The sequence below is a fragment of the Caulobacter sp. Root655 genome (assembly GCF_001427665.1).
In the GTDB taxonomy this organism is placed as follows: Bacteria; Pseudomonadota; Alphaproteobacteria; order Caulobacterales; family Caulobacteraceae; genus Caulobacter.
This window is the reverse complement of the sequence record NZ_LMHC01000001.1, coordinates 714758-741124: the sequence shown is the minus strand read 5'-3', so window position 1 is coordinate 741124 and position 26367 is coordinate 714758. Positions and strand designations below refer to the sequence as shown.

Annotated in this window: 21 protein-coding genes; 9 read left to right on the top strand and 12 right to left on the bottom strand. The window is 70.3% G+C overall.

All coding sequences use genetic code 11. From position 1 onward, the window contains the following. Positions 1 to 77: 77 nt before the first annotated feature. On the bottom strand, positions 78 to 1151 hold the full coding sequence (locus ASD79_RS03395; protein WP_056719878.1) for an esterase-like activity of phytase family protein: 1074 nt from the start codon (positions 1149 to 1151) through the stop codon (positions 78 to 80). After that, a complete protein-coding gene (cobT, locus tag ASD79_RS03390) occupies positions 1151 to 3079 on the bottom strand; it encodes a cobaltochelatase subunit CobT (protein ID WP_056719615.1) in 1929 nt (642 codons plus the stop codon). The genes ASD79_RS03395 and cobT overlap by 1 nt, the downstream gene beginning before the upstream one ends. 113 nt (positions 3080 to 3192) lie before the next feature. Here cobT and ASD79_RS23105 point away from each other — a divergent pair, with 113 nt between their 5' ends. Then, a complete protein-coding gene (locus tag ASD79_RS23105) occupies positions 3193 to 3369 on the top strand; it encodes a DUF1328 family protein (RefSeq protein WP_082584785.1) in 177 nt (58 codons plus the stop codon). A 121-nt stretch (positions 3370 to 3490) separates the two neighbouring features. Here the strand turns inward: ASD79_RS23105 and ASD79_RS03385 are convergent, their stop codons facing one another. From ASD79_RS03385 to groES, 5 genes are all read right to left on the bottom strand, one after another. Beyond that, on the bottom strand, positions 3491 to 4666 hold the full coding sequence (locus ASD79_RS03385) for a DUF3089 domain-containing protein (protein ID WP_056719614.1): 1176 nt from the start codon (positions 4664 to 4666) through the stop codon (positions 3491 to 3493). A 252-nt stretch (positions 4667 to 4918) separates the two neighbouring features. Further along, positions 4919 to 5233 carry a hypothetical protein gene (locus ASD79_RS03380; RefSeq protein WP_056719877.1) on the bottom strand — a complete coding sequence of 105 codons (315 nt, stop codon included), beginning with the start codon at positions 5231 to 5233 and terminating at the stop codon, positions 4919 to 4921. Between the two features lie 53 nt (positions 5234 to 5286). Next, positions 5287 to 5415, bottom strand: a complete 129-nt coding sequence (locus tag ASD79_RS24865; RefSeq protein ID WP_235524306.1) for a hypothetical protein — start codon at positions 5413 to 5415, stop codon at positions 5287 to 5289. A 186-nt stretch (positions 5416 to 5601) separates the two neighbouring features. Beyond that, positions 5602 to 7248: a chaperonin GroEL gene (gene groL / locus ASD79_RS03375; RefSeq protein ID WP_056719613.1), complete on the bottom strand. Its 1647-nt coding sequence runs from the start codon at positions 7246 to 7248 to the stop codon at positions 5602 to 5604. A 61-nt stretch (positions 7249 to 7309) separates the two neighbouring features. Continuing rightward, the gene (gene groES / locus ASD79_RS03370) at positions 7310 to 7600 is read right to left on the bottom strand and encodes a co-chaperone GroES (protein ID WP_007665932.1); all 291 of its coding nucleotides are present in this window, start codon (positions 7598 to 7600) and stop codon (positions 7310 to 7312) included. Positions 7601 to 7806: 206 nt separating this feature from the next. Between groES and ASD79_RS03365 the strand changes: the two genes are divergently transcribed. Genes ASD79_RS03365 through ASD79_RS03355 form a run of 3 tightly spaced genes read left to right on the top strand, consistent with a single transcriptional unit; the run spans position 7807 to position 9072 of the window. Then, positions 7807 to 8211 carry a protease inhibitor I42 family protein gene (locus ASD79_RS03365; RefSeq protein WP_056719612.1) on the top strand — a complete coding sequence of 135 codons (405 nt, stop codon included), beginning with the start codon at positions 7807 to 7809 and terminating at the stop codon, positions 8209 to 8211. Beyond that, complete coding sequence (locus ASD79_RS03360) at positions 8211 to 8621, top strand: VOC family protein (RefSeq protein WP_056719611.1); 411 nt, start codon at positions 8211 to 8213, stop codon at positions 8619 to 8621. The genes ASD79_RS03365 and ASD79_RS03360 overlap by 1 nt, the downstream gene beginning before the upstream one ends. A 16-nt stretch (positions 8622 to 8637) precedes the next feature. Next, positions 8638 to 9072 carry a DUF4345 family protein gene (locus ASD79_RS03355; protein WP_056719876.1) on the top strand — a complete coding sequence of 145 codons (435 nt, stop codon included), beginning with the start codon at positions 8638 to 8640 and terminating at the stop codon, positions 9070 to 9072. A gap of 231 nt (positions 9073 to 9303) precedes the next feature. Here the strand turns inward: ASD79_RS03355 and ASD79_RS03350 are convergent, their stop codons facing one another. The 3 genes from ASD79_RS03350 to ASD79_RS03340 form a co-directional block, all read right to left on the bottom strand. Next, positions 9304 to 12564 (bottom strand): error-prone DNA polymerase, encoded by a 3261-nt coding sequence (locus ASD79_RS03350; RefSeq protein ID WP_056719610.1) that lies wholly within the window; start codon positions 12562 to 12564, stop codon positions 9304 to 9306. 123 nt (positions 12565 to 12687) lie between these two features. Further along, entirely contained in the window at positions 12688 to 14100 is a 1413-nt protein-coding gene (locus tag ASD79_RS03345) for a DUF6504 family protein (RefSeq protein ID WP_056719875.1), read from the bottom strand. Between the two features lie 187 nt (positions 14101 to 14287). Continuing rightward, entirely contained in the window at positions 14288 to 15067 is a 780-nt protein-coding gene (locus ASD79_RS03340) for an ImuA family protein (RefSeq protein WP_056719609.1), read from the bottom strand. 109 nt (positions 15068 to 15176) lie between these two features. Between ASD79_RS03340 and ASD79_RS03335 the strand changes: the two genes are divergently transcribed. The 4 genes from ASD79_RS03335 to ASD79_RS03320 all read left to right on the top strand — a co-directional run bounded on the left by ASD79_RS03335 (position 15177) and on the right by ASD79_RS03320 (position 20508). Continuing rightward, positions 15177 to 18410 carry a carboxyl transferase domain-containing protein gene (locus ASD79_RS03335; protein ID WP_056719874.1) on the top strand — a complete coding sequence of 1078 codons (3234 nt, stop codon included), beginning with the start codon at positions 15177 to 15179 and terminating at the stop codon, positions 18408 to 18410. Positions 18411 to 18470: 60 nt separating this feature from the next. Then, positions 18471 to 19235: a crotonase/enoyl-CoA hydratase family protein gene (locus ASD79_RS03330; protein ID WP_056719608.1), complete on the top strand. Its 765-nt coding sequence runs from the start codon at positions 18471 to 18473 to the stop codon at positions 19233 to 19235. 117 nt (positions 19236 to 19352) lie between these two features. Beyond that, entirely contained in the window at positions 19353 to 19556 is a 204-nt protein-coding gene (locus ASD79_RS03325) for a hypothetical protein (protein ID WP_056719607.1), read from the top strand. A 253-nt stretch (positions 19557 to 19809) separates the two neighbouring features. Continuing rightward, positions 19810 to 20508, top strand: a complete 699-nt coding sequence (locus ASD79_RS03320) for a peptidylprolyl isomerase (RefSeq protein ID WP_056719606.1) — start codon at positions 19810 to 19812, stop codon at positions 20506 to 20508. Here ASD79_RS03320 and ASD79_RS03315 read toward each other — a convergent pair. Both ASD79_RS03315 and ASD79_RS03310 read right to left on the bottom strand, forming a co-directional pair. Beyond that, positions 20505 to 21845, bottom strand: coding sequence for a surface lipoprotein assembly modifier (locus tag ASD79_RS03315; RefSeq protein WP_056719605.1), 1341 nt, complete (start codon positions 21843 to 21845; stop codon positions 20505 to 20507). The genes ASD79_RS03320 and ASD79_RS03315 overlap by 4 nt on opposite strands. Further along, positions 21842 to 23791, bottom strand: coding sequence for a transferrin-binding protein-like solute binding protein (locus tag ASD79_RS03310; RefSeq protein ID WP_156400337.1), 1950 nt, complete (start codon positions 23789 to 23791; stop codon positions 21842 to 21844). Before ASD79_RS03310 ends, ASD79_RS03315 begins: the two co-directional genes overlap by 4 nt. Before the next feature lie 183 nt (positions 23792 to 23974). On the opposite strand from ASD79_RS03310, the gene uvrB reads away from it, so the two are divergent. Further along, positions 23975 to 26260 (top strand): excinuclease ABC subunit UvrB, encoded by a 2286-nt coding sequence (uvrB, locus tag ASD79_RS03305; RefSeq protein ID WP_056719603.1) that lies wholly within the window; start codon positions 23975 to 23977, stop codon positions 26258 to 26260. The last annotated feature ends 107 nt before the right edge of the window (positions 26261 to 26367 follow it).

Below are 26367 nucleotides of genomic sequence, written 5' to 3'. Positions count from 1 at the left end.
GATGTTGAGTTTCAAAGGAAACTAGTTTTCCCAGAGAAGGTGATCTTCCCTCCCCCTTGCGGGGAGGGACGTCAGGACTACCGCCTGCGCACCGGCTTCGTCACCGCCGCCGGCGGCGCGGGCGGCGGCGGGGTCCAGTCGAAAGCCATCAGCAGGGTGCGCTCCAACTTGGTGTCGTTGTCGTCGGTCAGCAGATAGATTCGCGTAGCCCCGGTCGGCGACTTGACCAGGGCGATCCCTTCGAAATTGTCGCGGGTGGTCGCGCCATCGAGGTTCAGGGTCGCGGCCACCGCCTGCCTGGCGGCGGGGGCGCGGGGATCGACCACGAACCGCACCTGGCCGCGCCAGCCGCGGATCGGGTCGAAGGCCCGGTAGAGGGCGGCGATCGCCTGGCCGTCGAAGGCGGCGAAACCGGTCAGGCCCCAGCTGAAGTCGGGCGGCGACTGCGGGGCCAGGCTGACGCACGGCGCCGACAGCTTGCACAGCCAGACCTCGCCCTCCTCGCCGCCCACCAGATAGGCGTCGGAACCGGCCATCGGATAGGCGGTCAAGGCCTCCATGCCCTCGTTCTCGGGGAAGGTGGTGGCCGGCTTGTTGACGGCGCGCGGATTGCCGAACGTTCCGTCGGCCAGTTTCGGGTAGAGCCAGATGCGGTGGTCGCGCTCGAAGCTGACCAGGCGGTCGCCGCTGGGCAGGATCGCCAGCCCCTCGGCGTCGCCCTGCTCCTTGCCCTGCAGCGGCTGGCCGTCCAGGCCCTTCAGCGGTTGCAGCTTGCCGTCGGTCAGGCCGACCAGACGGCCGGCCTCGTCCAGCTTCAGCCGGGCCTCGAACAGGTCGCCGTCGTCGCTGACCGCGATCAGGGCCCCGTCGCCGCCGATCCTCAGGTCCGACAGGCCGTGCAGGCGGCTGGTGTCGGCGCTGGTGATGGCGATTCCGCCGGCATAGACGAAACGGCCGATGGCGCCCCCAGCCAAGGATGGCGGTGGCGGATTGGCCGAGCTCAACGGCACGGGCGTGGTGGTCAGGCCGATCTCGGGCCCGACCTTGACCGGCGCGACCGGCAGCACTGCCGGCTGGGGCGGGGCCTTGGCGCACTGGCCCAGCACCGCCGTCGCCAGGCCCAGGACCAGCAGAGACCGCAGGCCTCCGATCACGCCGGAACCTTGCGGGCGGCTTTCGGCGCGGAAGGCTGCACGGTCGGCGGCGCGGCCAGCAGGCCCCGCGCCCGCTTCACCGCCTTGGGTTCTTCGTCGAACAGGTCGGCCAGCTGGTCGACCAGGGCGCCGCCCAGTTGCTCGACATCGACGATGGTCACGGCGCGGCGGTAGTAGCGCGTCACGTCGTGGCCGATGCCGACGGCGATCAGCTCGACCGGGCTGCGGGTCTCGATCTCGGCGATGACCTGACGCAAGTGGCGCTCCAGATAGTGGCCCGAATTGACGCTGAGGGTGGAGTCGTCCACCGGCGCGCCATCGGAGATCACCATTAGAATGCGGCGAGCTTCGGACCGGCCGATCAGCCGCTGGTGGGCCCACATCAGGGCCTCGCCATCGATGTTTTCCTTCAGCAGCCCCTCGCGCATCATCAGGCCCAGGTTCTTGCGGGCTCGCCGCCACGGGGCGTCGGCGCTCTTGTAGATGATGTGGCGCAGGTCGTTGAGGCGGCCCGGCGCGGGCGGCTTGCCGGCCTTGATCCACTCGTCGCGAGCGCTGCCGCCCTTCCAGGCGCGGGTGGTGAAACCCAGCACCTCGACCTTGACCGCGCAGCGCTCCAGGGTGCGGGCCAGGATGTCGGCGCAGACGGCGGCCACCATGATCGGCCGGCCGCGCATCGAGCCGGAATTGTCGATCAGCAGGGTGACGACGGTGTCGCGGAACTCGACGTCCTCCTCCTGCTTGAACGACAGCGGGGCGGTGGGGTCGATGATCACCCGGGTGAGGCGGGCGACGTCGAGCATCCCCTCCTCCAGGTCGAAGGTCCAGGCGCGGTTCTGCTGAGCCAGCAGCCGGCGCTGCAGCTTGTTGGCCAGGCGCGAGACCACGCTGGAGAACGCCGCCAGCTGCTGGTCCAGATAGGCCCGCAGCCGGGTCAGCTCGTCGGCGTCGCACAGCTCCTCGGCCGGCACCACCTCGTCATAGGCGGTGGTGAACACCTTGTAGGCCGGCTCGAAGGCCCCGCCCAGGCCGGTGTCGGGACGGGCGGGCTTGGCGCCGTCGCCCATCTCCGGGGCCTCTTCGGTGTCCTCGGCCTCGCCCTGCTCCTCGGACTGGACCATCTCCTCGTCGCCGGCCTCGGACTCGCGGTCGGAGCTCTCGGTCTCCTCGGGCGAGGCGCCGTCGGCCTGCTCGCCCTCGCCTTCGCCCTGGTCGTCCTCGGAGGCCTCGGTGTTCTGGTCCTCGTCGCCGGTGTCCTCGTCCGACTGCTCGGTGGCCTCGGACATCTCCTCGCCCAGGTCGAGGTCGCGCAGGATCTCGCGGGTGACGCGGGCGAAGGCGGCCTGGTTGTCGATGGCGGCGGCCAGGCGGTCGAGGTCCTTGCCGGCCCGGGCCTCGATGTCGGCGCGCAGGATGTCGACCAGCGCCTTGACGCCCTCGGGCGGCGTGTCGCCAGTCAGGCGCTCGCGGACCATCAGCGACAAGATCTCGGCCATCGGGGCCGACTGGCGGTCGGTGGCGATGTTGCGGGTCAGGCCCTGCTTTTCGAGACGGGCCTCCAGGGCGGCGGTCAGGTTAAGGCGGACGCCGCCCAGGGCGTTCGAACCGATGGCTTCCAGCCGCGCCTGCTCGATGGCCTCGAAGGCCGCCTGGCCGTCGGGCGAGCTGGGGCGGGCCCGGGCGTGGGAGACCGCGTCGTGGTGGGCCAGGCGCAGGGCCATCTGGTCGGCCAGGCCCCGGATGCGGCTGGCTTCCTTGGGGTTCAGGTCGCGCGGCGGGTGCGGCAGCACCGCCCGGTTGCCGACCAGGCTGGGACCCTCGCCGGAGAACACCACCTCGAGGTCGGGCGTCTCGGCGAGCGAGCGCGCCGCGTGGGCCAGGGCGCGCTTGAAGGGTTCGGTCGGGCTTTCGGGCTTGGAGGCCATGGGGAATGGGTTACCCAGACGCGACGACGAAAACAAGGAACGTCGCGGGACGGGGCGACGTTTGCCTTCGCGAAGACCCGCGACGAGCGGGCAAACGCGCGAGGAAACACATCATGTTGAAGTGGGCCATCATCCTGGCGATCGTCGCCGTGATCGCCGGCGCCCTGGGCTTCACCGGCATCGCCGGCGCGGCGGCGGGGATCGCCAAGCTCCTGTTCTTCCTGTTCCTGATCGGCTTCGTGATCGTGCTGGTGCTGGGGGTGACGGTGTTCAAGAGCGTGACGAAGTAGCGAACTCAGTGCGTCCTTCGAGGCCCGCTGCGCGGGCGCCTCAGGATGAGGAAGTCAGATGCTCCTCATCCTGAGGTGCGAGGCGAAGCCGAGCCTCGAAGGACGCATGGCGGTCCGCCGCCTATTTGGCCGCCGCATAAGCCTTCGACTGCGTCCCCACCACACTGACCAGGTCGCCCATGGTCAGGTTGACGTCCACCAGGTGCAGGCCCCATTCCTTCAACGGCACGCCCATCACCAGCAGGTCGCCGGGAATGTTGTCGGCGCGGGGGTCGGCCTTGTCGGGGTGCACGGTCACGGCCAGGTAGTCGAAGGCGCCGTTGCTGACGCATTCGGCGGAGACCAGGCCCGGCAGTTCCACATAGGGCGTCGCCACCTCCACGTCCTTGGCCCAGACCGTGGCCGGGCGCATCGCCGTGCCCATGATCGTGCGGTCGCTGAAATAGGAATGCACCGTCGCCGAGCCGCCGGCCAGGGCCGCCGGGTTGACGCAGGCGGCCCGCAGGCCCGGCTGATCGACCTTGCCGAACCGGCTGGTGGCCGGGGGCGGAACGTCGGCGCGGAACGAGACGTAGGAGATCACGCAGCCGATCTGGCCGGCCTTGCGGCACAGGGGCAGCGAGCCGTAGGCGTCCTTGGCCGGGTCGACGGGGGTGTTCATGCCCAGGATCAGGGCCGAGACGATCTGTTTCTGGACCGGCTTGCCGTCGATCTCCTTGGCGACCAGGTCAAGCAGGACGCGCGAGCCCTGCGAGTGGCCGATCAGCACCACGCCGCGGCCGTGGTTGTCGCGGGCCAGGTAATCCTTCCAGGCGGCCAGCACGTCGGCATAGGCCAGGGCGCCGTCGCCGGGCGAGGCCTGGCCCATCATCACCTTGCGCAGGGCGGCGATGGTCACCTGGCGGTAGCTGGGGGCGTACAGCTTGCAGACCTGGCCGAAACGGGCGAACTGCTGGTCGGCGACGGCCTTTTCCGGCAGGTCGGGGGTCATGTCGCTGTTGCCGCCCGGGTCGCTGGACACGGTGGGATAGACATAGAAGCAGTCGATCGGCGCGTTAGGGTCGGCCTTGAAGGTCTCGACGCTGGCCTTGCCGTCGGCCTGGATCACCGTGGCGGTCTGGTCCTGGGCGCAGGCGTCCTGGCGGCCGGGGCGGCACAGCCAGTTCTCGTCCTTCGTATAGTCGTTCGGTGTCGGCGGCCCCGTGGGGTTTGGGGCGGGGGCCGGCTGCGCGCAGGCGCTCGCGCTCAAGCCCAGACTCATGACCAGGCCCAACGCGGCCCACAGCTTGCGTGACATCTTGCCCCCTACGTCCGAACGCTTGTTTCGCGGGAGGATGACGTGTGGGGGCGTGGAAGGGAAGCCACCTCTTCCGTTCCAAATTTCACTGTCATCCCGGAAACGGCGAAGCCGTTATCCAGGACCGTCGGAAGCGCAGGCGTTCACACGCCGGTCCCGGATCTTCGCGCTGCGCGCCAAGTCCGCCGTTAGGCGGACCGCTCACGCGGCCCGAGGCCGGGATGACAGCCGTGAATGGGTGAAAGGAAGGCCTTAGCTCGGCAACCACCGCCGCGGGAACTTGTCGCCCAGCGCCCGCGACTCCCCGATCTTCAGGCCCAGCTCGCGCATCCGGTAGGCGACCAGTTCCCGCAGGGCCTCGACGGGCTCGCGGCCGCCGGACGGGCTGGAGGCGACCGGGCCGGTCTGCATGGCCAGGTCGACGGCCGCCCATTCGGCCTGGGCGCGGTCGGGCCGGCCGACGGCGAAGTAGTGGCGGACCGGCAGCCGTTCGCCGACGATCTCGACCATCACCCCGACCACCCAGCCTTCGACGAGCAGATCGGAGTCGGGGCGCTGGCGGAACATGGTCGCCATGTAGCAGGTTTCGACGCGCCGTCACCCGGTCACGCGCCGAGGCCTCAGCCCAGCCACTGGAACGCCGCCTGGCTGATCAGGCCCAGGGCCAGCCACAGGCCAAGCCCCAGGATGATGAACACCGGGCGCGGCGGACGCCGGCCCCGGTAACCCTGAATCTCGTGTCGCGCCATGCCCAGCCCTCCGGGAACGCCTTTTGCGTCCAACGGAGTCTGCAACGAGCGTGGCCATAAAAAAGCTGCAAGTGTTAACGCGACCGTGATCGGTTATCCCCAACTGGGGGTAGATGCCCAAGAAAAAGGGCGGGACCTTTCGGTCCCGCCCCTCTGTAGCAATCAGCTGAGCTGACGCAGACTTCCTTAGAAGTCCATGTCGCCCATGCCGCCCATGCCGCCGCCGGGAGGGCCGCCAGCGCCGCCGCCCTTCTTGGGGGCTTCGACGATCGCGGCTTCGGTGGTGATCAGCAGGCCGGCCACCGAGGCGGCGTCCTGCAGAGCGGTGCGGACCACCTTGGCGGGGTCGATGACGCCGTCGGCGATCAGGTCGACATACTGCTCGGTCTGGGCGTTGAAGCCGAAGGTGGGCGAGTCGTTCTCGAGCACCTTGCCGACCACGATCGAGCCTTCGACGCCGGCGTTTTCGGCGATCTGACGGATCGGGGCCTGCAGGGCGCGACGGACGATCGCGATGCCGGCGGTCTGGTCGTCATTTTCGCCGACCAGGGTGGCCAGGGCCTTGGAGGCCTTCAGCAGCGCCACGCCGCCGCCGGGGACGATGCCTTCTTCCACGGCCGCGCGGGTCGCGTTGAGGGCGTCGTCGACGCGGTCCTTCTTTTCCTTCACTTCGACTTCGGTCGAGCCGCCGACGCGGATGACGGCAACGCCGCCGGCCAGCTTGGCCAGACGCTCTTGCAGCTTTTCCTTGTCGTAGTCGCTGGTGGTGTCTTCGATTTGCTTCTTGATCTGCGAGATGCGGGCCTCGATGGCTTCCTTCTCACCGACGCCGTCGACGATGGTGGTGTCGTCCTTGGTGATCGTGACCTTCTTGGCCTTGCCCAGCATGTCGAGCGACACGTTCTCGAGCTTGATGCCGAGGTCTTCGCTGATGACTTGAGCGCCGGTCAGGATGGCGATGTCTTCCAGCATGGCCTTGCGGCGATCGCCGAAGCCCGGAGCCTTGACGGCGGCGACGCGGAGACCGCCGCGCAGCTTGTTGACCACCAGGGTGGCCAGGGCTTCGCCCTCGACGTCCTCGGCGATGATCACCAGCGGACGGCCCGACTGGACGACGGCTTCCAGCACCGGCAGCAGCGGCTGCAGCGACGAGAGCTTCTTTTCGAACAGCAGGATGAGCGGCTCTTCGAGCTGAACTTCCATCTTGTCGGCGTTGGTGATGAAGTACGGCGACAGGTAGCCGCGGTCGAACTGCATGCCTTCGACGACGTCGAGTTCGGTCTCGGCGGTCTTGGCTTCTTCGACGGTGATGACGCCTTCGTTGCCGACCTTGTCCATGGCCTTGGCGATCATTTCGCCGACGTCCTTGTCACCGTTGGCTGAGATGGTGCCGACCTGGGCGATCTCGGTGTTGGTGGTGACCTTCTTCGACGACGCCTTGATGGAGTCGACGACGACGTGGACGGCCTTGTCGATGCCGCGCTTCAGGTCCATCGGGTTCATGCCGGCGGCGACCGATTTGAGGCCTTCCTGCACGATGGCCTGGGCCAGGACGGTGGCGGTGGTGGTGCCGTCGCCGGCCTTGTCGTTGGTCTTCGAAGCGACTTCGCGGATCATCTGCGCGCCGAGGTTCTCGAAGCGGTCAGCCAGTTCGATTTCCTTGGCGACCGAGACGCCGTCCTTGGTCGAGCGCGGGGCGCCGAAGGACTTTTCGATCACGACGTTGCGGCCCTTGGGGCCCAGGGTCACCTTCACCGCGTTGGCGAGGATGTTGACGCCGCGCAGCATCTTGTCGCGCGCGTCCGAGGAGAAATAAACGTCTTTAGCGGCCATGTGTATGAGCCCTTCTAAAAGAGAAACTGGATATGGAAGCGGGTCGAACGGGGAGAGACGGTTAGGCCTCGATCACGCCCAGGACGTCGCTTTCCTTCATGATCAGCAGGTCTTCACCGTCGACCTTCACTTCGCTGCCCGACCACTTGCCGAACAGGATCTTGTCGCCGGCCTTCAGGTCCAGAGCGACGACGTCGCCCTTGTCGTTGCGGGCGCCGGGGCCGACGGCGACGACTTCGCCTTCCTGCGGCTTTTCCTTGGCGGTGTCGGGGATGATGATCCCGCCCTTGGTTTTGGTTTCTTCTTCGACACGCTTCACGAGGACGCGGTCGCCAAGAGGACGAAACTTCATTGGGGTCTTCTCCGTCGGGACGGTTAGAATTACGGTTCGCCGGCAGGGGGAGCGTTGCTGTTAGCAGTCGCTCCCGCCGAGTGCCAGCGCCGGGCAGGAGTTAGGACCGAGGGTTGGGGGAGTCAAGGACGACGCCTGCCGATTTGCTGTGGGTGAAATCACGCCCGCCCGAACCGACCGTCAGGATAGGGATCAAAGAAGACGCCATGAAGACGCTCCGCCCCTTCGCCATCGTCGCCCTGGCCTCGGCCGGCCTGCTCATGCTGAGCGCCTGCGCCACGCCCGGCGCCCCGCCGCCGGCCCGGACGGTCACCGACGCCGACGCCGGTCCGATCGAACTGACCCGCGGCCAGGGGCTGGAGATCGCCCTGCCGCTGAACGCCGGCACCGGCTATGCGTGGCGGCTGGACCGCGAGGCCCCGGCCTGGATCCTGACCGGCGGCTCCAGTCGGGTGACCGACGCCAAGATGCCCGGCGCGCCGGTGACGACGCTCTACAGCTACCACGCGGCGGGGAGCGGCAAGACCGATCTGTCGTTCACCCTCAAGCGCCCGTGGGAGCCCGACAAGCCGGACGACCGCAAAGTGGTGTTCCAGGTCAAGGTGCGCTGATGATCGACCATGTCAGCCTGACCGTCCGCGACATCGACGCCTGCCAGGCCTTCTACGACGCCGCCTTCGCCCCGTTGGGGATCGCGGTCGTCTACCGGGTCAGCGCCGAGGAAAGCGGAAGCGTCACCTATATGGGCTACGGCCCGGCCGCCGACGGCCGCGACGTCCAGGCCGGCAAGCCCAGCTTCTGGATCGCCGGCGGCGCCGAACGGGTCGGCCCCATGCACATCGCCTTCGTCGCCAAGACCCGCGCCGCCGTCGACGCCTTTTACGCCGCGGCCCTGGCGGCCGGCGGGACCGACAACGGCCCGCCCGGCGTTCGGCCTCACTATCACCCCAACTACTACGGAGCCTTCGTGCTCGACCCGGACGGCCGCAACGTCGAAGCGGTCTGCCACGCGCCCGCCTGATGGGCATGGAGAGATGATGTCGAGCTACGGTCTTTCGCTCGTCCTGGCGGTGGTCGCCTGCGTGATCGGCGGCGTGCTGGGCGGGATGGCCCTGGCCCGGCCGGGCTCGGCGTCGGGCCTGGCCGGCGGCGACGCTTCCCCGAACCTTCCCGACGCCGGCGCCCTGGCCCAGAGCCGGGCGTTCGGCGGCCTGCTGATCCTGTCACACGCCACGGCGGCCCTGTTCCTGGGCTACCAGTCCAGCGTCGGGGCGGCCATGGCCTTCGCCCTGGCCATGGCCTGGCTGGGCGCGGCGCTGGGCCGGACCGCCTCGCTGCTGATCGACAAGGCCAGCGGCCGCCTCAACCTGGGCAGCCTGGCCTTCGAGGTGCTGATCGCCGTCACCCTGTCGCTGCCGTTCTTCAACGCCGGCCGCCTGGTGGTGGTGCGCGGCGCGGGGATGCTGGTCTAGGGGGCGATTTTCGCCAAGGGCGCCAACGCCTTGTTCGGGGCAGTCGCATCTAATCTTGTCATCCCGGGCGTAGCGAAGCGCAGACCCGGGACCGCCACAAGCGCCTGCGCTCTGGCGTCGGTCCCGGATCTTCGCGCTACGCGCTCGTCCGGGATGACAGCGATAATAGGCTATAGGCGATAGCCGGCTCGGCTTGGGTCCCCCGAACAAGTCGGGAGATGACGGCGGAGGTCAGTGGAAGTCCCGGCTCCGCTGCAGCCGTCCCGACACCTTGTGGCGCAACGTCGGGGCCGGCGCGTCGGGAGCTTCCTTCATTCGCGCCAGCTGCGCCGACAGGTCGGTGAAGCCCTCGGCGACCACGTGGATCACCCCGTCGGCGGCCTGGACCTTGCCGTGGACGACCAGGAACGAGGCGCTCATCACCGTGCGGCGGTGGGCGTCGAAACAGTCCTTCCAGACCACCGCGTTGGCCACGCCGGTCTCGTCCTCCAGGGTCAGGAACACCACGCCCTTGGCGGTGCCCGGCCGCTGGCGGATCAGCACCAGCCCGCCGACCGACACCCGGCGGCCATTCCTGATCCCCGCCAGCCGCTCGGCCGGGACCGCGCCCAGCTCGCTCAGCATTGGCCGGAAGAAGCCGCAGGGGTGGGCCTTCAGCGACAGGCTGGTGGTGCGGTAGTCCTCGGCCACCTGCTGGGGCAGGCCCATGGCCGGCAGGACCACGGCGTCCTCGAACAACGGCAGGCCGGCCAGCAGCGGGGCCTGGGCGTCGATCTTGACCTCGCCCTTCAGCCCCTTGACCGCCCACAGGCCGTCGCGGCGCGACAGGCCGGCGGAGGCGAAGGCGTCGGCCTCGGCCAGCAGCTCCAGGGCCCGCTGCGAGACCCCGGCCCGGGCGAAGTCGGCCGGCGCGCGGGCCCCGGCGGCGCGGGCGGCCATGATGACCTCGCCGTCGGCCTCCTTCTTCAGCCCCTTGATCTGACACAGGCCCAGGCGAACGGCCTTCCAGTGCGGGCGGGTGTCGGGGTTGAAGAGCTTGTCGGAGCGGACAACTTCCCCCTCCCCCCTCCAGGGGGAGGGGAACCCCCCGCCCTCCAGCGTACAATCCCAATCGCTCCTCAGCACGTCCGGAGCCCGCACCTCGACCCCGTGCTCGCGCGCGTCGCGCACCAGCTGGGCCGGCTGATAGAAGCCCATCGGCTGGGAGTTGATCAGGGCCGCGCAGAACACGTCCGGCCAGGCCCACTTCATCCAGGCCGAGACATAGACCAGCTTGGCGAAGCTGGCCGCGTGGCTTTCCGGAAAGCCGTAGGAGCCGAAGCCCTCGATCTGCTTGAAGCAGCGGGTGGCGAAGTCGCGATCATAGCCGCGCGCCACCATGCCCTCGACGAACTTGTCGCGGTACTGGCCCGGGTCGCCGTCGTGCTTGAAGGTGGCCATGGCCTTGCGCAGGCCATCGGCTTCGTCGGGCGTGAACTTGGCGGCCTCGATGGCCAGGCTCATGGCCTGTTCCTGGAACAGCGGCACGCCGTAGGTGTTGCCCAGGATGCCGAACAGCTCGTCGGGCGGGCCATGCTCCGGCGACGGCGCGGGCCACTCCACCGGCTCCTGCTTGTTGCGCCGCCGCAGGTAGGGATGGACCATGTCGCCCTGGATCGGGCCGGGCCGGACGATCGCCACCTCGATGACCAGGTCGTAGAACCTGTTGGGCCGCAGCCTCGGCAGCATCGACATCTGGGCCCGGCTCTCGACCTGGAACACGCCCACGCTGTCGGCCTTCGACAACATGTCGTAGACGCCCTTCACCTCGGTGGGCACGTCGGCCAGGTCGATGATCGGCACACCGTGGTCGGCGCGCAGCATGCCGAACCCGCGCTGGATCGCCGTCAGCATGCCCAGGGCCAGCACGTCGACCTTCATCAGGCCCAGACTGTCGATGTCGTCCTTGTCCCACTCGATGAAGGTGCGGTCCTTCATCGCCGCGTTGCCGATCGGCACGGTCTCGTCCAGCCGCCGCTTGGTCAGCACGAAGCCGCCGACGTGCTGCGACAGGTGGCGCGGGAACTGCAGCAGCTCGGTCGCCAGGGCCACGGCCCGGGCGATCTGCGGATTGGCCGGGTCCAGTCCGGTCTGCCGAATGTGCTCGTCGGACGGGCCGTCGCCCCAGCTGCCCCAGACGGTGTTGGCCAGGATGGCGGTGACGTCTTCGGTCAGGCCCAGGGCCTTGCCGACGTCGCGGATGGCGCTGCGCGGCCGGTAATGGATCACCGTGCCGCAGATGGCGGCGTACTCGCGGCCATAGCGCTTGTAGACATATTGCATCACCTCCTCGCGCCGCTCGTGCTCGAAGTCGACGTCGATGTCCGGCGGCTCGCCGCGGTTCTCGGAAATGAAGCGGGTGAACAGCAGCCGGTGCTCGGTGGGGTCGATCGCCGTCACCCCCAGGCAGAAACAGACCGAGGAATTGGCCGCCGAACCCCGCCCCTGGCACAGGATGCCCATCTCCCGGGCCTCGCGGACGATGTCGTGCACGGTGATGAAGTAGTTGGGGTAGTCCATCTTGGCGATCAGCCGCAGCTCCTCGCGCAATTGATCAGCGACCTTGGCGGGCGTGCCGGCCGGATAGCGCCGGACCGCGCCTTCCCAGGTCAGGTCGGTCAGGTGTTGCATGGCCGTCTTGCCGGGCGGCACGGGCTCGTCGGGATATTCCTCCTTCAGGTCGCCGAGGTCGAAACCGATGCGCTCGACGATCTCGACCGTGCGCTCGACGGCGTCAGGCCAGCGCTCGAACAGCCGGGCCATCTCGGCCGGGGTCTTCAGGTGGCGCTCGGCGTTGGCCTCCAGCCTGAAGCCGGCCTCGGCGATCGTGCAGCCCTCGCGGATGCAGGTCAGCACGTCCTGCAGCGGCCGCCGCTCGGGGCCGTGATAGAGCACGTCGTTGGTGGCGACCATCGGCGCGCCGGCCCCCTGGGCCAGCTCGGCCAGCCGCGCCAGCCGCTTGAGGTCCTGGGCGGCGTAGGGTCGGCTGGCGGCCAGCCAGATCCGGCCGCGCAGTTCGCCGGCCATCCGGGCCAGGTCGGCCTCGAAGGCCGCGTCCAGCCGCGCCGGCGGCGCGACCAGGGCCAGCTGGCCGTCGGCGTGCTCCAGGAAGTCCTTCCAGAACAGGTGGCACTCGCCCTTCTTGGCCCGCCGCTGGCCGACGGTCAGCAGGCGGGTCAGGCGCGCGAAGGCCTCGCGGTCGGACGGGTAGCACAGCAGGCTGGGCGTGCCGTCGGCGAAGTCCAGCCGGCAGCCGGTCAGGGCCCGGACCTTCAGCTTTTTGGCCGCCGTCCAGGCCCGCACCACCCCGGCCAGGGTGTTGCGGTCGGCCACCCCGACGGCGGCCAGGCCCAGGCCCTGCGCGGTCTCCATCAGTTCCCAGGCCTGGGACGCGCCGCGCAGGAAGGAGAAGTTGGTGGTGGTTTGCAGTTCGGCGTAGGCGTGGGTCATCATCGGGAAGTCCTCCCCCTGTGGGGGAGGTGTCGGCGAAGCCGACGGAGGGGGGAGACATCAGCCCTGTCCGCGAACTCCCCCCACCGATCGCTGCGCGATCGCCTCTCCCACAGGGGGAGGATCTTAGCCAAACAGGCCATGCAACCACCATTTCGGGGCGTCATCCCCGCCATACAGCCCTTGCCGATAGATCCAGAACCGTCCCCCCGCCTCGTCCTCCACCCGGTAATAGTCGCGGATCTTGCCCGGCCCGACGCCGTCGAAGGCCTTGCGCCACCACTCCTGGCCGATGCGCTCGGGCCCCTCGGCCCGGCGCACCCGGTGGCGCTGGCCGCGCCAGGTGAAGTGGGCCGGCGGCTCGTCGGGCAGCTGGGCCAGCACGGTGATCGGTTCGGGACGACGGAACAGCCGGGTCGGGCGGGGCCGTTCGGGGTCCCAGCTCGCCTCGACCGCCGGAGCCAGGGGCGGCCGGCGGACCACCGAGCGTTCGGGCACGTGGCTCTCATAAGGGTCGGCCCGCCAGACCCGGTCCTCGCCCAGGCGGTTGACCAGCCGGTCGACCAGCGGCGCCAGCCCCTCCTCCAGGCTGACCCCGCCGCCGGTCTCCAGGCTACGCTCTCCCAGGCTTCTTTGGGCCACCGACAGCGGCTCGACGTCGTCGGCCCACAGGGTGACGACCTCGATCCCGAAGCCGGGGTCGACGGTCTCCAGCTTGGGCTTCAGCAGGCGGGTGATGCGGGCGGCGTCGCGGCCGGGGCGCGACAGGCCGATCCGCACCGGATAGTCGCGGCCGTCCAGGCGATGGAACACCAGCTCGAACCGCCGCGCCCCCTGCCCCTCGGCCTCCAGTCGGGCGCACAGCAGGGTCGTGATGTCGCCGGCCGCCCGGCCCAGGTCGTCCAGCACGCTGATCGGCTCGGCGAAGGCCAGGCGGTCGAACCACGGGGTGACCGGCCGGCGGAAGGCCAGGGCTTCCCGCGAGGCCCCCAGGGCCTGGTCGATGCGCAGCACCGTCCCGGCCCCGAACCGTCGGGTCAGCTGGCCGCGCGGCAGGGCCAGCAGCTGGCCGACATGGAACAGGCCCAGGCGCGGCAGCTGAGCCTGGGCGGCGTCGTCCAGCCGCAGGGCCGCCACCGGCAAGGCCGCCAGCAGCGGCGCTTGGCCGCCGGGGGGCGCGATCGTGCGGTCGGGCGCGAAGCGGGCCAGGGCCCAGGCCGCGCCGGGGGTGTCGGCGATCGCTCCCCGGGCCGGCGCGCCCCACCGGGCCAGCCGGGCCAGCAGGTCGTCGAGCATCGCGCCCTCGCCGCCCCATAGGTGGGCGACGCCTTCGATGTCGAGGAACAGGCCGTCCAGCCCGTCGAGGGCCACGGCCGGCGAGAACCGCACGCACCAGTCGCCGAGCACCTCCAGGGCGGCGCGGTCGCCGTCGGGGTCGTGGTCGGCGGTCAGCAGGTCCGGGCACAGGGCCGCGGCGTCGGCGGCCTTCTGGCCGACGTGCAGGCCGAAGGCGGCGGCCGCGTCGTCGACGGCGGCCAGGCGGCGGGTTCCGGCCTCGGAAGCGATCAGGGCGATCGGAACAGGTCCTCCCCCTGTGGGGGAGGTGTCGGCGAAGCCGACGGAGGGGGGGGGATTAGGCTTCTGGCGAGTGGCAGGATCAACCTTCCCAAGACTCCCCCCACCGATCGCTACGCGATCGCCTCCCCCAGAGGGGGAGGACCTGGCGTCACCCGACCTGTCGGAGCTCGAACTCCTCCTCAACCACGTCGTGATCGGCCAATTGCGACACCAGACGGAAAGGATGCGGGCCATGCTCGGCCTCCGATTGCTCCAGGATCCAGGCGCCGGAGCGTCCGCCCCGGCAGCGTTCGAGTTCCGCCCGCCAGCGCGGCGGGCCCAAGCCCGGCTCGCCCGGCGGCGGCTGGCTGGGCGCGGCGGCGATACGCCAGCGGGTATGGGCGGCCGAACCCGAAACCTCCCGCGCCTTGCCCACCGGACCGCCATAGGGCCGCCGGCGCAGCAAAATCCCCGTCGCCCCGCGCCGCTCGCAAGCCAGTTGCAGGCGGCGACCGGCCTTGAGGTCAAGGGTCTGCGCCTCGCCCACCGCCGCGACCACGCCCACCGTGGCCAGGGCGTCTTCCAGCACCGCCAGCACCTCAGCCTCGTCGCGGGCCTTGACCAGGATCAGCCGTCCGGCCGCAAAGCCCAGGCCCGCCAAGCCCGGGACGTGCAGGTCGTCGCGCCGCATCACCCAGACCACCGCGCCGCTCAAGGCCAGCGGCCGCAGCAGCAAGGCGGAGAAAGCCGCCGGGGCCGCGCTGGTCTCGTCCTCCAGCCCCGCGCCGCCCACCTCGTGCCAGCCGCCGCGTTGCAGGCCGCCGGCCGGGAAGCAGCCGTCGATGCGCGGGTCGCCGAACGGCAGGACGCCGGATGGAGTCCGAGTCCCCGCCTGCATGGCGGCGATCTGGGCTCTCAAAGCCGGAAGGGCGGTGGTCGCCCCGGCCATGTCTTCACACTCCAATGTTCCACTTTTGTTCTGATCTTCCGGGCTTGGAGAGTCAAGCGGAGCCCGTCATGGTGCGTCAAACGGCCGTATGAAGCCGCCGGGAGTGCCCATGCCCATCACGCGCGTCCTGATCGCCAACCGCGGCGAGATCGCCATCCGCATCGCCCGGGCGGCGGCCGAGCTGGGGATCGCCAGCGTGGCGGTCCATGCGACCGACGAGGCCGGCGCGCCGCACGTCCAGGCCGCCGACGCGGCGGTCGCCCTGCCCGGCGCGGGCCCCAAGGCCTATCTCGACCTCGCCGCCGTGGTGGCCGCCGCGCAAGGTTTCGGCTGCGACGCCCTGCATCCCGGCTACGGCTTCCTGGCGGAGAACGCCGCCCTGGCCCGGGCCTGCGCGGCGGCTGGGATCACCTTCGTCGGCCCCTCGCCCGAACACCTGGAGACCTTCGGCGACAAGGCCGCCGCCCGGGCCTTGGCCGAGGCGCGCGAGGTCCCGCTGCTAGAGGGGACCGGCGCCCTGGACCTGGCCGGCGCCCTGGGCTTCTTCGCGCGCCACGGGCCGATGATGCTGAAGGCGGCGGCCGGCGGCGGCGGGCGCGGCATGCGGCCGGTCCGCTCGGCCGACGCGGTCGAGGCCGCCTTCGCGACCTGCGCCCGCGAAGCCCAGGCGGCGTTCGGCGACGGGACGCTCTATGCCGAGCGGCTGATGGAGCACGCCCGCCACATCGAGGTGCAGATCGCCGGCGACGGGGCCCACGTCGTGGCGGTGGGCGACCGCGACTGCTCCCTGCAACGCCGCCGCCAGAAGCTGGTCGAGATCGCCCCCGCCCCCAACCTGCCGGACGCCGTCCGCGCCGCCCTGTTCGACGCCGCCACGCGCCTGACCGCCGGCTACCGCACCCTGGCGACGGTGGAGTTCCTGGTCGGGCCGGACGGCGACCACGCCTTCATCGAGGTCAACGCCCGCCTGCAGGTCGAACACACGGTCACCGAGGAGGTGACCGGCGTCGACCTGGTCCGCGCCCAGTTCGAACTGGCCGGCGGGGCCAGCCTGGCCGACGTCGGGCTGATGACCACCCCGCGCGCCCAGGGCTATGCGATCCAGGGGCGGGTCAATCTGGAGACCCTGGCCGCCGACGGCGCGCCCCGGCCCTCGACGGGGACGATCACCGCCTATGAACCGCCGGGCGGTCCGGGCGTGCGGGTCGACGGCTGCGGCGCGGCGGGGCTGGCGGTCACCGGGGCCTATGACAGCCTGCTGGCCAAACTCATTGGCCGCGGCCGAACCGCCGCCGAGGCGGCGGTCCGCACGGCGCGGGCGCTGGCCGAATTCCGCATCGACGGCGTCGACACCACGATCCCGCTGCTGCGCGCCCTGCTGGCCGAGCCGGCGACCGTGGACGGCACGGCGACCACCGAGTTCATCGACCGCGAGGCCGGACGGCTGCTCGCGGCCGCCGCGGCCCTGGCCCCGGCGAAGACCACCGCCGAGCCCGTCTTCGCCGCCGAGCCCATCTTCGCCGCCGAGGACGGCGCGGTCGTCGCCCCGCTCCAGGCCCTGGTCGGGGTGATCGAGGTGGCGGTCGGCGACCTCGTCCGGCCCGGCCAGGCGGTGGCGGTTCTGGAGGCCATGAAGATGGAGCACCTGGTCCACGCCGAAACCGGCGGCCGGGTCGTGCGCATCGCCGTGGCGACCGGCGACGCGGTCCAGGCCGGTCAGCCCCTGCTCTATCTGGAGCCCGCCGAGGTCGAGGCCGGCGCGGTCCTGGCGACCGAGGCCCTCGATCCCGACGCTATCCGCCAAGACCACGCCGAGGTCGTCGCCCGCCACCGCTTCACCCTCGACGAAGCCCGGCCAGAAGCGGTCGCCAAGCGCCGCAAGACCGGCCACCGCACGGCGCGCGAGAACATCGACGACCTGGTCGACCCCGGCAGTTTCCTGGAATACGGGGCCCTGGCCATCGCCGCCCAGAAGCGCCGGCGCTCGACCGAGGACCTGATCGCCGCCACGCCGGCCGACGGCCTGATCACCGGGATCGGTAGTGTCAACGGCGCGCTGTTTCCGGCCGACAAGGCCCGGGTCGCGGCCCTGGCCTACGACTTCACCGTGCTGGCCGGCACCCAGGGGGCGATGAACCACCGCAAGAGCGACCGCCTGCTGGCCATCGTCGCCGACCAGCGCCTGCCGGTGGTGTGGTTCGCCGAGGGCGGCGGCGGCCGGCCGGGCGACACCGACACCACGGCGGTGGCCGGGCTGGACGTGCCGACCTTCCGCAGCCTGGCCGCCCTGTCGGGCCTGGTCCCCAAGATCGCCATCGTCGCCGGCCGCTGCTTCGCCGGCAACGCCGCCATCGCCGGCCTGTCGGAGATCATCGTCGCCACCCGGGACTCCAACCTCGGCATGGGCGGCCCGGCGATGATCGAGGGCGGCGGGCTGGGGGTGTTCAAGCCCGAACAGATCGGCCCGGCGGCCCACCAGTGGGCCAACGGCGTCATCGACCTGCTGGCCGACGACGAGGCCCACGCCACCCGGCTGGCCAAGCAGGCGCTGTCCTATTTCCAGGGATCGGTGAAGGACTGGGCCTGCTCCGACCAGCGGCTGCTGCGGCGGGCGGTGCCGGAGAATCGGCTGCGGGTCTACGACGTCCGCGCCCTGGTCGCGGGCCTGGTCGACAGCGGGACATTCCTGGAGCTGCGCGGCGGCTTCGCGCCCGGCATGGTCACCGGCCTGGTGCGCGTCGAGGGGCGGCCGATGGGCTTGATCGCCAACGACCCGCGCTGGCTGGGCGGGGCGATCGACGGCGACGGGGCCGAGAAGGCCGCGCGGTTCCTGCAGCTGTGCGACGCCTTCGGCCTGCCGGTGCTCTCCCTATGCGACACCCCCGGCTTCATGGTCGGTCCCGAGAGCGAGGACGCCGGGGCGGTGCGCCGGGTCAGCCGGCAGTTCATCGCCGGGGCCAAGTTGCGCACGCCGCTGCTGACCGTGGTGACCCGCAAGGGCTATGGCCTAGGCGCTCAGGCGATGGCCGGCGGCAGTTTCCACAGCCCCTTGTTCATCGCCGCCTGGCCGACCGGCGAGTTCGGCGGCATGGGCCTGGAAGGGGCCGTGCGGCTGGGCTACCGCAAGGAGCTGGAAGCCGAGACCAATCCCATGAAGCAGAAGGCGCTGTACGACCAGCTGGTGGGGCGGCTCTATGCGGCGGGCAAGGCGACCAGCATGGCCAGCGCCCTGGAGATCGACGCGGTGATCGACCCGGCCGACACCCGGCGGTGGATCGTCGGCGGACTGGACGCGGCGGCGGGGACGGCGCGGCCCTGGGCGGTGCGGGTGGATAGCTGGTGAGCCGGGACGGGGACGGGCACATGTGCCTGTCCCCAATCCCAGAGCGCGGGAGAGTTTAAAATGACCGAAGTCACCACCGACGGTCCGGTCTGGACCGTCACCATCAACCGCCCGGATAAGCGCAACGCCGTCGACCCGGCCACGGCGCTGCAACTGAACGCCGCCTTCGACGCCTTCGAGGCCGACGAGACCGCCGCCGTGGCCATCCTGACCGGCGCGGGCGGGACGTTCTGCGCCGGCTTCGACCTGGCCGTCGCCGCCTCGGGCGGGGGCGAGCGCTACGACCCCGAGGCCGAGGGCCCGATGGGGCCGACGCGGCGCCTGCTGTCCAAGCCGGTGATCGCCGCCGTCGAGGGCCACGCGGTGGCCGGCGGGCTGGAACTGGCCCTGTGGTGCGACCTGCGAGTGGCCTCTTCGAGCGCGGTGTTCGGGGTGTTCTGCCGGCGCTGGGGCGTGCCGCTGATCGACGGCGGCACGGTGCGGCTGCCGCGCATCGTCGGCCAGGGCCGGGCGCTGGACATGATCCTGACCGGCCGGGCGGTCGAGGCGGCCGAGGCCCTGGCCTGGGGCCTGGCCGACCGGGTGGTCGAGGCGGGCCAAGCCCTGGCGGCGGCGCGCGAGCTGGCCGCCCAGGTCGCCGCCTTCCCGCAGATCTGCCTGCGCGCCGACCGCGCCTCGGCCTTCGCCCAATGGGACTTCACGCTGGACGAGGCCCTGCTGGGCGAGGCGCGCGGCGGGGTGGAGCCGCTGCGCAAGGAAGCCCGGGCGGGGGCGGGGCGGTTCCGGGACGGGGCCGGGCGTGGCGGGACGTTCGAGGAGCGCTGAGCAGGGCCCTGGCGCGTCACGCGGGAACATTCGCGGGATGAGCGGATTTTTGGCTCAGACTGCATAGCCATCCGCTCGCAAAGGTGGAAAGCTGAAAGCTTCACTCGGGAGACGATCATGTACCAGCGGATCTGGGACGGCATCGAGCATTTCGGGACCGTGGACGGCGAGGGCTTGACCTGGCCTGGCGCCGAGCGCTGGACGGCGGTCCAGCTCGAACTGAAGGCCGAGATCGACGGCGAACGCCGGCAGGACCGCCAGATCGCCGACAGCACCGGACGGATGGTGGCGCGGCTGGTGGCGGCGCGAGGCGCGGCGTAGAGGGCTAAACCCAGGGAAAACCCTCCTCGCAAGAGCAAGGCAATCGCATACGCAAAAGCCTTGTCATCCCGGACGTAGCGAAGCGAAGATCCGGGACCGCCGGAAGCGTCGGCGTTCACGCCCCGGTCCCGGATCTTCGCGCTGCGCGCTCGTCCGGGATGACAGACTTTTTTGGCAGGGAATCCCTATGCGATAATCCTCCCCCCGTGGGGCAGGACCTTGCTTCCCCCTCCCCCCGCATTAGTCTCGCGCCATGACCCATCGCCTCCTCGCCCGCCGCGCCCTGCTGATCGGCGCCAGTCTGCTGGCCGCCTTCCCGGCCGCCGCCCAGGTCGCCCCGGCCCCCACGCCGCAAGCTACGCCCCAGCCCGCCCCGAAACCCGCGGGCAAGCCGCCCGTCCGGGTCGCCCTGGAAACCCCGCAGGGCCGCATCGTCATCGAACTGGCCGTCGCCCAGGCCCCGCTGACCACCGCCAACTTCCTGCGCTATGTCGACCGCAAGCTCTATGACAAGGCGACCTTCTTCCGCGCCTCGCGTGCGCCCGGCGCGGTGGAGTACGGCCTGATCCAGGGCGGGCTGCAGAACGTCGGGGCCCTGCCCCCCGTCGCCCATGAGCCCACCACCCAGACCGGCCTCAAGCACCTGGACGGCACGGTGTCGATCGCCCGCACCGCGCCCGGCACCGCCACCTCGGACTTCTTCATCTGCATCGGCGACGCGCCCTATCTCGACGCCAACCCGGCCGCGCCCAATAACGCTCAGGGGGGCGACAACCTCGGCTTCGCCGCCTTCGGCCAGGTGATCGAGGGCATGGACGTCGTCAAGAAGATCCTGGCCCTGCCGACGCCCGGCGTGGCGATCAACCCGGTGATGAAGGGCCAGATCCTCGACCCGCCCGTGCCGATCACCTCGGCGCGACGGGTGGTGATCGCGGCCGCCCCCCTCGGCTAGAATTCGCGCGTCAAGCCGACCTCGATCCGACGCCGGGTGAAGCTGTTGAGGACGATCGTCGAGTCGTTGCGAGCCATCGATAGCGCCACGAACGGGAAAGCCCCCTTCAGCGTCCAGTCGCGCTTGGAAAGCCGGGCGACCACGCCATACTCGCTGTCGATCCGCCGCTTTCCGAACGCCAGCGCCAGGCCGTCGAACCGTCGATGCATCACATAGGGCTCGACATAGGCCAGGGTGGCGAACGGCAAGGGATACAGACGCCCCGCCGCCAGCTGGAGCTGGTCATAGGCCTCGGTCGACGACCGAGCCTCGCGCGCCGCCAGCGAACCGCTGGCCCGCCACAGCGAGGTCGGCCCCAGATATCGGGTCCGCGCCAGTTCCAGCCCGTAGAGTTCCCCGTCGCGACCATCGTTGAGCCGCGCGTCGACCGCGTCAATGCGCGCCGCGCCCACCCAGCGGATGTTGTCGCGGGTCGACAGCTCGCCCTCAACCCTCAGGCCCTGGCTGGTCTCCAGCAACGCGCCGCCGTACCAGCGGCCGTTGACCGCCGCCTGCAGAGTGACCTGGGCGCGCGGCGACAGCGTCCATTCGGGCCCGGCCCGCAACGACAGGAAAGCGTCGTCGAAGTCGCCGCCGGGAGCGTCGGTCACCGCCCCGACCAGGGCCGCGCGCACCGCCCTCCGCCCATCCAGCCGAAAGCGCCGTTCCACCCCGCCCTGGGCCGAGACCGTGACGCCGCTACGGCGGCGGGCCTTGTCGTCCAGCTCGAACGGCAGGCCGAACAGCTCGATCCGCGAGGCGTTGGTCGCGCCGTTGACGTTGCTGTCGGGGGCGACCGACGCCCCCGCCCAGAAGCGCCAGCGCCGGCGCTGCTGGATCTGCTCCAGGCGAAGATTGGCGATACGGGCCCGGCCCGGATCCAGGGAGCCGGCCAGGGACAGGCGATAGGCCAGGGCGGCCGAGACGTCGCGCCCGGCGGCGAAGTGCAGTTCGGCGACCTGGAAGCGGGCCAGGGCGTCGGTCGCGTCGCGGGTCAGGTGCCCTTCCAGCAGGGCCAGGGCCTCGGGCTCGCGACCGGTCAGCACCATCAGCTGGGCCCGCAGGCGCACGACATCGGCCCGGTCGGCGAGGTCGGGGCGTGTGTCGATCAGGTCGAGCGCCTGGCGATGGTCACCGGCCCGGATGAACAGTTGCAGCGCCGTCGCGAAGGCCTGGTCGCCGGCCAGGGTCACGGCCTGGTCGCCGACGGCCTGGCGCGCCTCGGCGAAGCCGAAACCGCCAAGGTCGAGGATCGCGACGGCCAGGGCGGCGAGCGCCGCCCTGGCCGTGAGCCTCAAGGTTTGCGTCCCAGCACGGCTCCGCCCTGCATGAAGATCCCGCCCGTCGGGTTGGCCAGATCGTAGACCAAGCCCGCCTCCTCGGCGCCGGGACCGAAGAACGCCCCCTGGACGGTTCCGCTGACCGCGGGGCCATTGATCAGGTTCGGCGCCGTGGCCGTGCCGCTGAAGGTCGAGGCTCCCGAGGCGATCGAGCCGCTGAACGTGAAATTGGGATTGTTGCCCAGGGTGTTGAGCGCGCCACTCAGATTGCGGGTCCGGAAATTGAAGGTCGCGCCATTGATCGCGCCCGTGGCGAAGTTGGCGGTCATCTCGATGTCGCTGGCCGTCGTGTAGAATTGCCCGCCGCCCATCGACAGGGAGCCGCGCGTCGCCCCCTCAAACCGTCCCGTACCGGTCTTGGGCATGGCGGCGGCCGAAGTCTGGGCGCCGACCGTCAGGAAGGCCAGTTGAACACCGCCGCCGCTGACATCGCGCTCGAAAGACACCATCTGGACGTAGTCGAGGCTGGCCGCGAAGACGTTGTCGATGTCGATCAGATAGAGGGCTTCGCCCAGCCCGCCGGCGAACTGCACCGAGCGGCGGTAACCCCCCAGGCCGTCATCGGTCTTCGAGAAGTTCTGGAAGGTGCGTTGGTAACCGCTCGGGCCATAGCGCACGGTATACTGATCATCCGCCGCGCCCGCGCCTTGTGGGTCGTAGACGACTGAGATATCCGCGGCGGTCGCGTCGAGGCGGCGCGTCACGGTCCCGCCGGTGGTGGCCAGGGTTGACGCGGACGGACCGGACAAGGTCGCGGCGGTCGTGGCGCAGGCGATCTGCCCCGGCGTCGCCGCGCAATCGGGCCCGCCGAGCGGCGTGCTCGACAGGGCGCCGACCAGATTGGCGCCGCCGACGCCATAGGTGCTGATCGTGCTGTTCTCCAGCGAATAGGTCAGGCCGATCTCCTCCGGCTGGCCGCCGGCCGGACCGAAGAAGCCTCCGGCCACCTGGCCGCGCAGGCTCTGGTCGCCGCCCGGCGCGCCTTCCGCCCGGGTCTGGAAATAGGCGCGAGCCGTCGCCCCCCGCCAGCCCGGCATCTCGGCGCGGAACACGAAGTCGAGCGGCGAGGCCGGGGCGCCGACCACACCGTTGGCGGCCAGCACCTGATAGTCGCTGGTGCGGCCGGACAGGGTCCCGGTCTCCAGGTTGAAGGCGATGTTCAGGGCGCTGCGGGTCTGCAGTTCGGCGCCGCCAGTGTTGACCACCCCGCGCGTCTGACCGGCGTAGCTGGCCACGCCGTAATAGACGCCAGGCGTCAATGGCGCGCTGAAGTCGCCATAGGCGCCGTAGACCAACTCCTTGTACGACTCCTTGACCCCCGTGGAAGCGTTGGTCGGCTCGTAGACGCCGTCGAAGCGGAACAGAAGCACATAGTCCAGTGTGTTGGCCGAACCCTGGTTGAGGTTGAACACCTTCAGGCTCTGGCCGCCGCCCAGGTCGCGCAGGCCAAAGCCGCCCAGCGCGTCCGAACCACCAACCAACGGTCCATCGAAGTGGGTCTTGGTGGCGCTGGTCAGGGCGGAGCCGATGTCGATCGTCTCGTCGCCAGCCGTTGCCGCCGCCCCCGACGAGAACGCCAGCATCAAAGGCGCCACGAGTCCGAGCGAGGTCTCGGTGAGCACGCCGCCGGGGAAACCAGGCCGGGCCTGACGCTTGTAGTAGGCCCCGTTCAGCGCGGCGTTGGTGCGGCTGCCGCAGGCGAGGCCCGAGGGCTTGGCCGCGCAGTCGGAGGCCGGCAGGCCGTTGGCGGGGACCGGCGCGGGCGGGGTCGGCGTCACGGGCGGAACCGGCGGTGTGACCACGCCGCCTACCGGTCCGCCGCCACCACCGCCGCCACCGCCGCAAGCCGTCACCACGCTCGCCATCAACAGGACGGCGGCCGACACCAGGACCCGATTACGCAAGACAACCCCCGAATATAAATTACACATCTAATCTAGCTTCACCGTAACCGCGACCGCAAGTTGATCTTTGGGAAAATCCTGTGGCGATCGAGTCAGCCTCCCGCCACCTGCCGCCAGTCTGCTGACACCGGCTGTCAGCACCCCCTCTAGCCGCCGGGCCCGCCAGCCCTTACCTTCGGGGACATGGCCCGCTCCCCCACGATCGCCCCCCCCCCGGAAAACCTGGGCGGCGTTTCCGACGTCTCCGCGCCCTTCATCCATGCCACCGCCCTGGAGATGGAAGGCGTCCCCACGCCGGCGCTGTGGCAGCCACACCGTCCCGCGCGCCCGGAGAAGTCCGAGGGCGGCCGCCGCTTCAAGCTGGTCAGCGACTATGAACCGGCCGGCGACCAGCCGACCGCCATCGCCGAGTTGGTGGCCGGGCTGGACGGCAAGGAAAACGACCAGGTGCTGCTGGGCGTCACCGGCTCGGGCAAGACCTTCACCATGGCCAAGGTCATCGAGGCCACCCAGCGCCCGGCCCTGATCCTGGCCCCGAACAAGACCCTGGCCGCCCAGCTCTACAGCGAGTTCAAGAGCTTCTTCCCCGACAACGCGGTCGAGTATTTCGTCAGCTATTACGACTACTACCAGCCCGAGGCCTACGTCCCGCGCACCGACACCTATATCGAGAAGGACTCGTCGATCAACGAGCAGATCGACCGCATGCGCCACTCGGCGACGCGGGCGATCCTCGAGCGCGACGACGTCATCGTGGTGGCCTCGGTCTCGTGCATCTACGGCATCGGCTCGGTCGAGACCTACACGGCCATGACCTTCAGCCTCGAGGTCGGCCAGGTCATCAACGAAAAGCAGATGATGGCCGACCTGGTCGCCCAGCAGTACAAGCGCAACGACGCCGCCTTCGAGCGCGGCACGTTCCGCCGCCGCGGCGACACCATCGAGATCTTCCCCGCCCACTACGAGGACCGCGCCTGGCGCGTCAGCCTGTTCGGCGACGAGGTCGAGAGCATCGCCGAATTCGATCCGCTGACCGGCAAGAAGACCGGCGACCTGCCGTCGATCAAGGTCTATGCCAACAGCCACCACGTGACGCCGCGCCCGACCCTGCGCCAGGCGATCATCAGTATACGGCAGGAACTGAAGGAACGCCTCGACTGGCTGGTGGCCAACGGCAAGCTGCTGGAGGCTCAGCGCCTGGAGCAGCGCACCACCTTCGACCTGGAAATGATCGAGACCACCGGCTCCTGCGCGGGCATCGAGAACTACAGCCGCTACCTCTCGGGCCGCAAGGCCGGCGAGCCGCCGCCGACCTTCTTCGAATACATCCCCGACAATGCTCTGCTGTTCACCGACGAGAGCCACCAGACGGTCCCGCAGATCGGCGCCATGTACAAGGGTGACCGCAGCCGCAAATGGACCCTGGCCGAGTACGGCTTCCGCCTGCCCAGCGCCCTGGACAACCGCCCGCTCAAGTTCGAGGAGTGGGACGCCATGCGGCCGCAGTCGGTGCATGTCAGCGCCACCCCGGCCAAGTGGGAGTTGGAGCGCTCCGGCGGCGTGTTCGCCGAGCAGGTGATCCGCCCCACCGGCCTGATCGACCCGCCGGTCGAGGTCCGCCCGGTCAGCAAGGACGGCGCCTCGCAGGTCGACGACGTCATCGACGAGATCCGCCAGACCTCGGCCAAGGGCTACCGCACCCTGGTCACCGTCCTGACCAAGAAGATGGCCGAGGACCTGACCGAGTACATGAACGAGCAGGGCATCGGCGTGCGCTACATGCACTCCGACGTCGACACCATGGAGCGCATCGAGATCATCCGCGACCTGCGGCTGGGCAAGTTCGACGTGCTGGTCGGCATCAACCTGCTGCGCGAGGGCCTCGACATCCCCGAATGCGGCCTGGTGGCCATCCTCGACGCCGACAAGGAAGGCTTCCTGCGCTCGGAGACCAGCCTGATCCAGACGATAGGCCGGGCAGCGCGCAACCTCGACGGCAAGGTCATCCTCTATGCCGACCGCATCACCGGCTCGATGGAGCGGGCGATGGGCGAGACCGAGCGCCGCCGCGAGAAGCAGCACGCCTACAACCTCGAACACGGCATCACCCCCGAGAGCGTCCGCCGCGACATCAAGGACATCATGAACTCGCCCTACGAGCGCGGCGACCGGGTGACGGTGCCGATCGGCGGGCTGGGCGAGGGCGCCGACAAGCCGTTCACCGGCGACAACTTCAAGTCGGCCCTCAAGGACCTCGAGGCCCGGATGCGCGAGGCCGCCTCCAACCTCGAATTCGAGACCGCCGCCCGCCTGCGCGACGAGATCAAGCGCATGAAGCTGATGGACCTGGAATTCGCCAACGAGGCCCTGACCGGGGCCGGCGAGGCGGTCGACAAGTCGATGCCAGCCCGGGTGCGCAAGGAGTTGCGGGCGGAGCAGGCCGAGGCGTTCCGGAAGGCGCGGTTGTAGCGCCGCTTCCCTCTGGGGGAGTTGTCTGAACGGAGACACGCACATGTGCGTGTCAACAACCCTGCCCGACCGACTACGGAACAGGTGCGCCGCTTCGAGGTCCGACG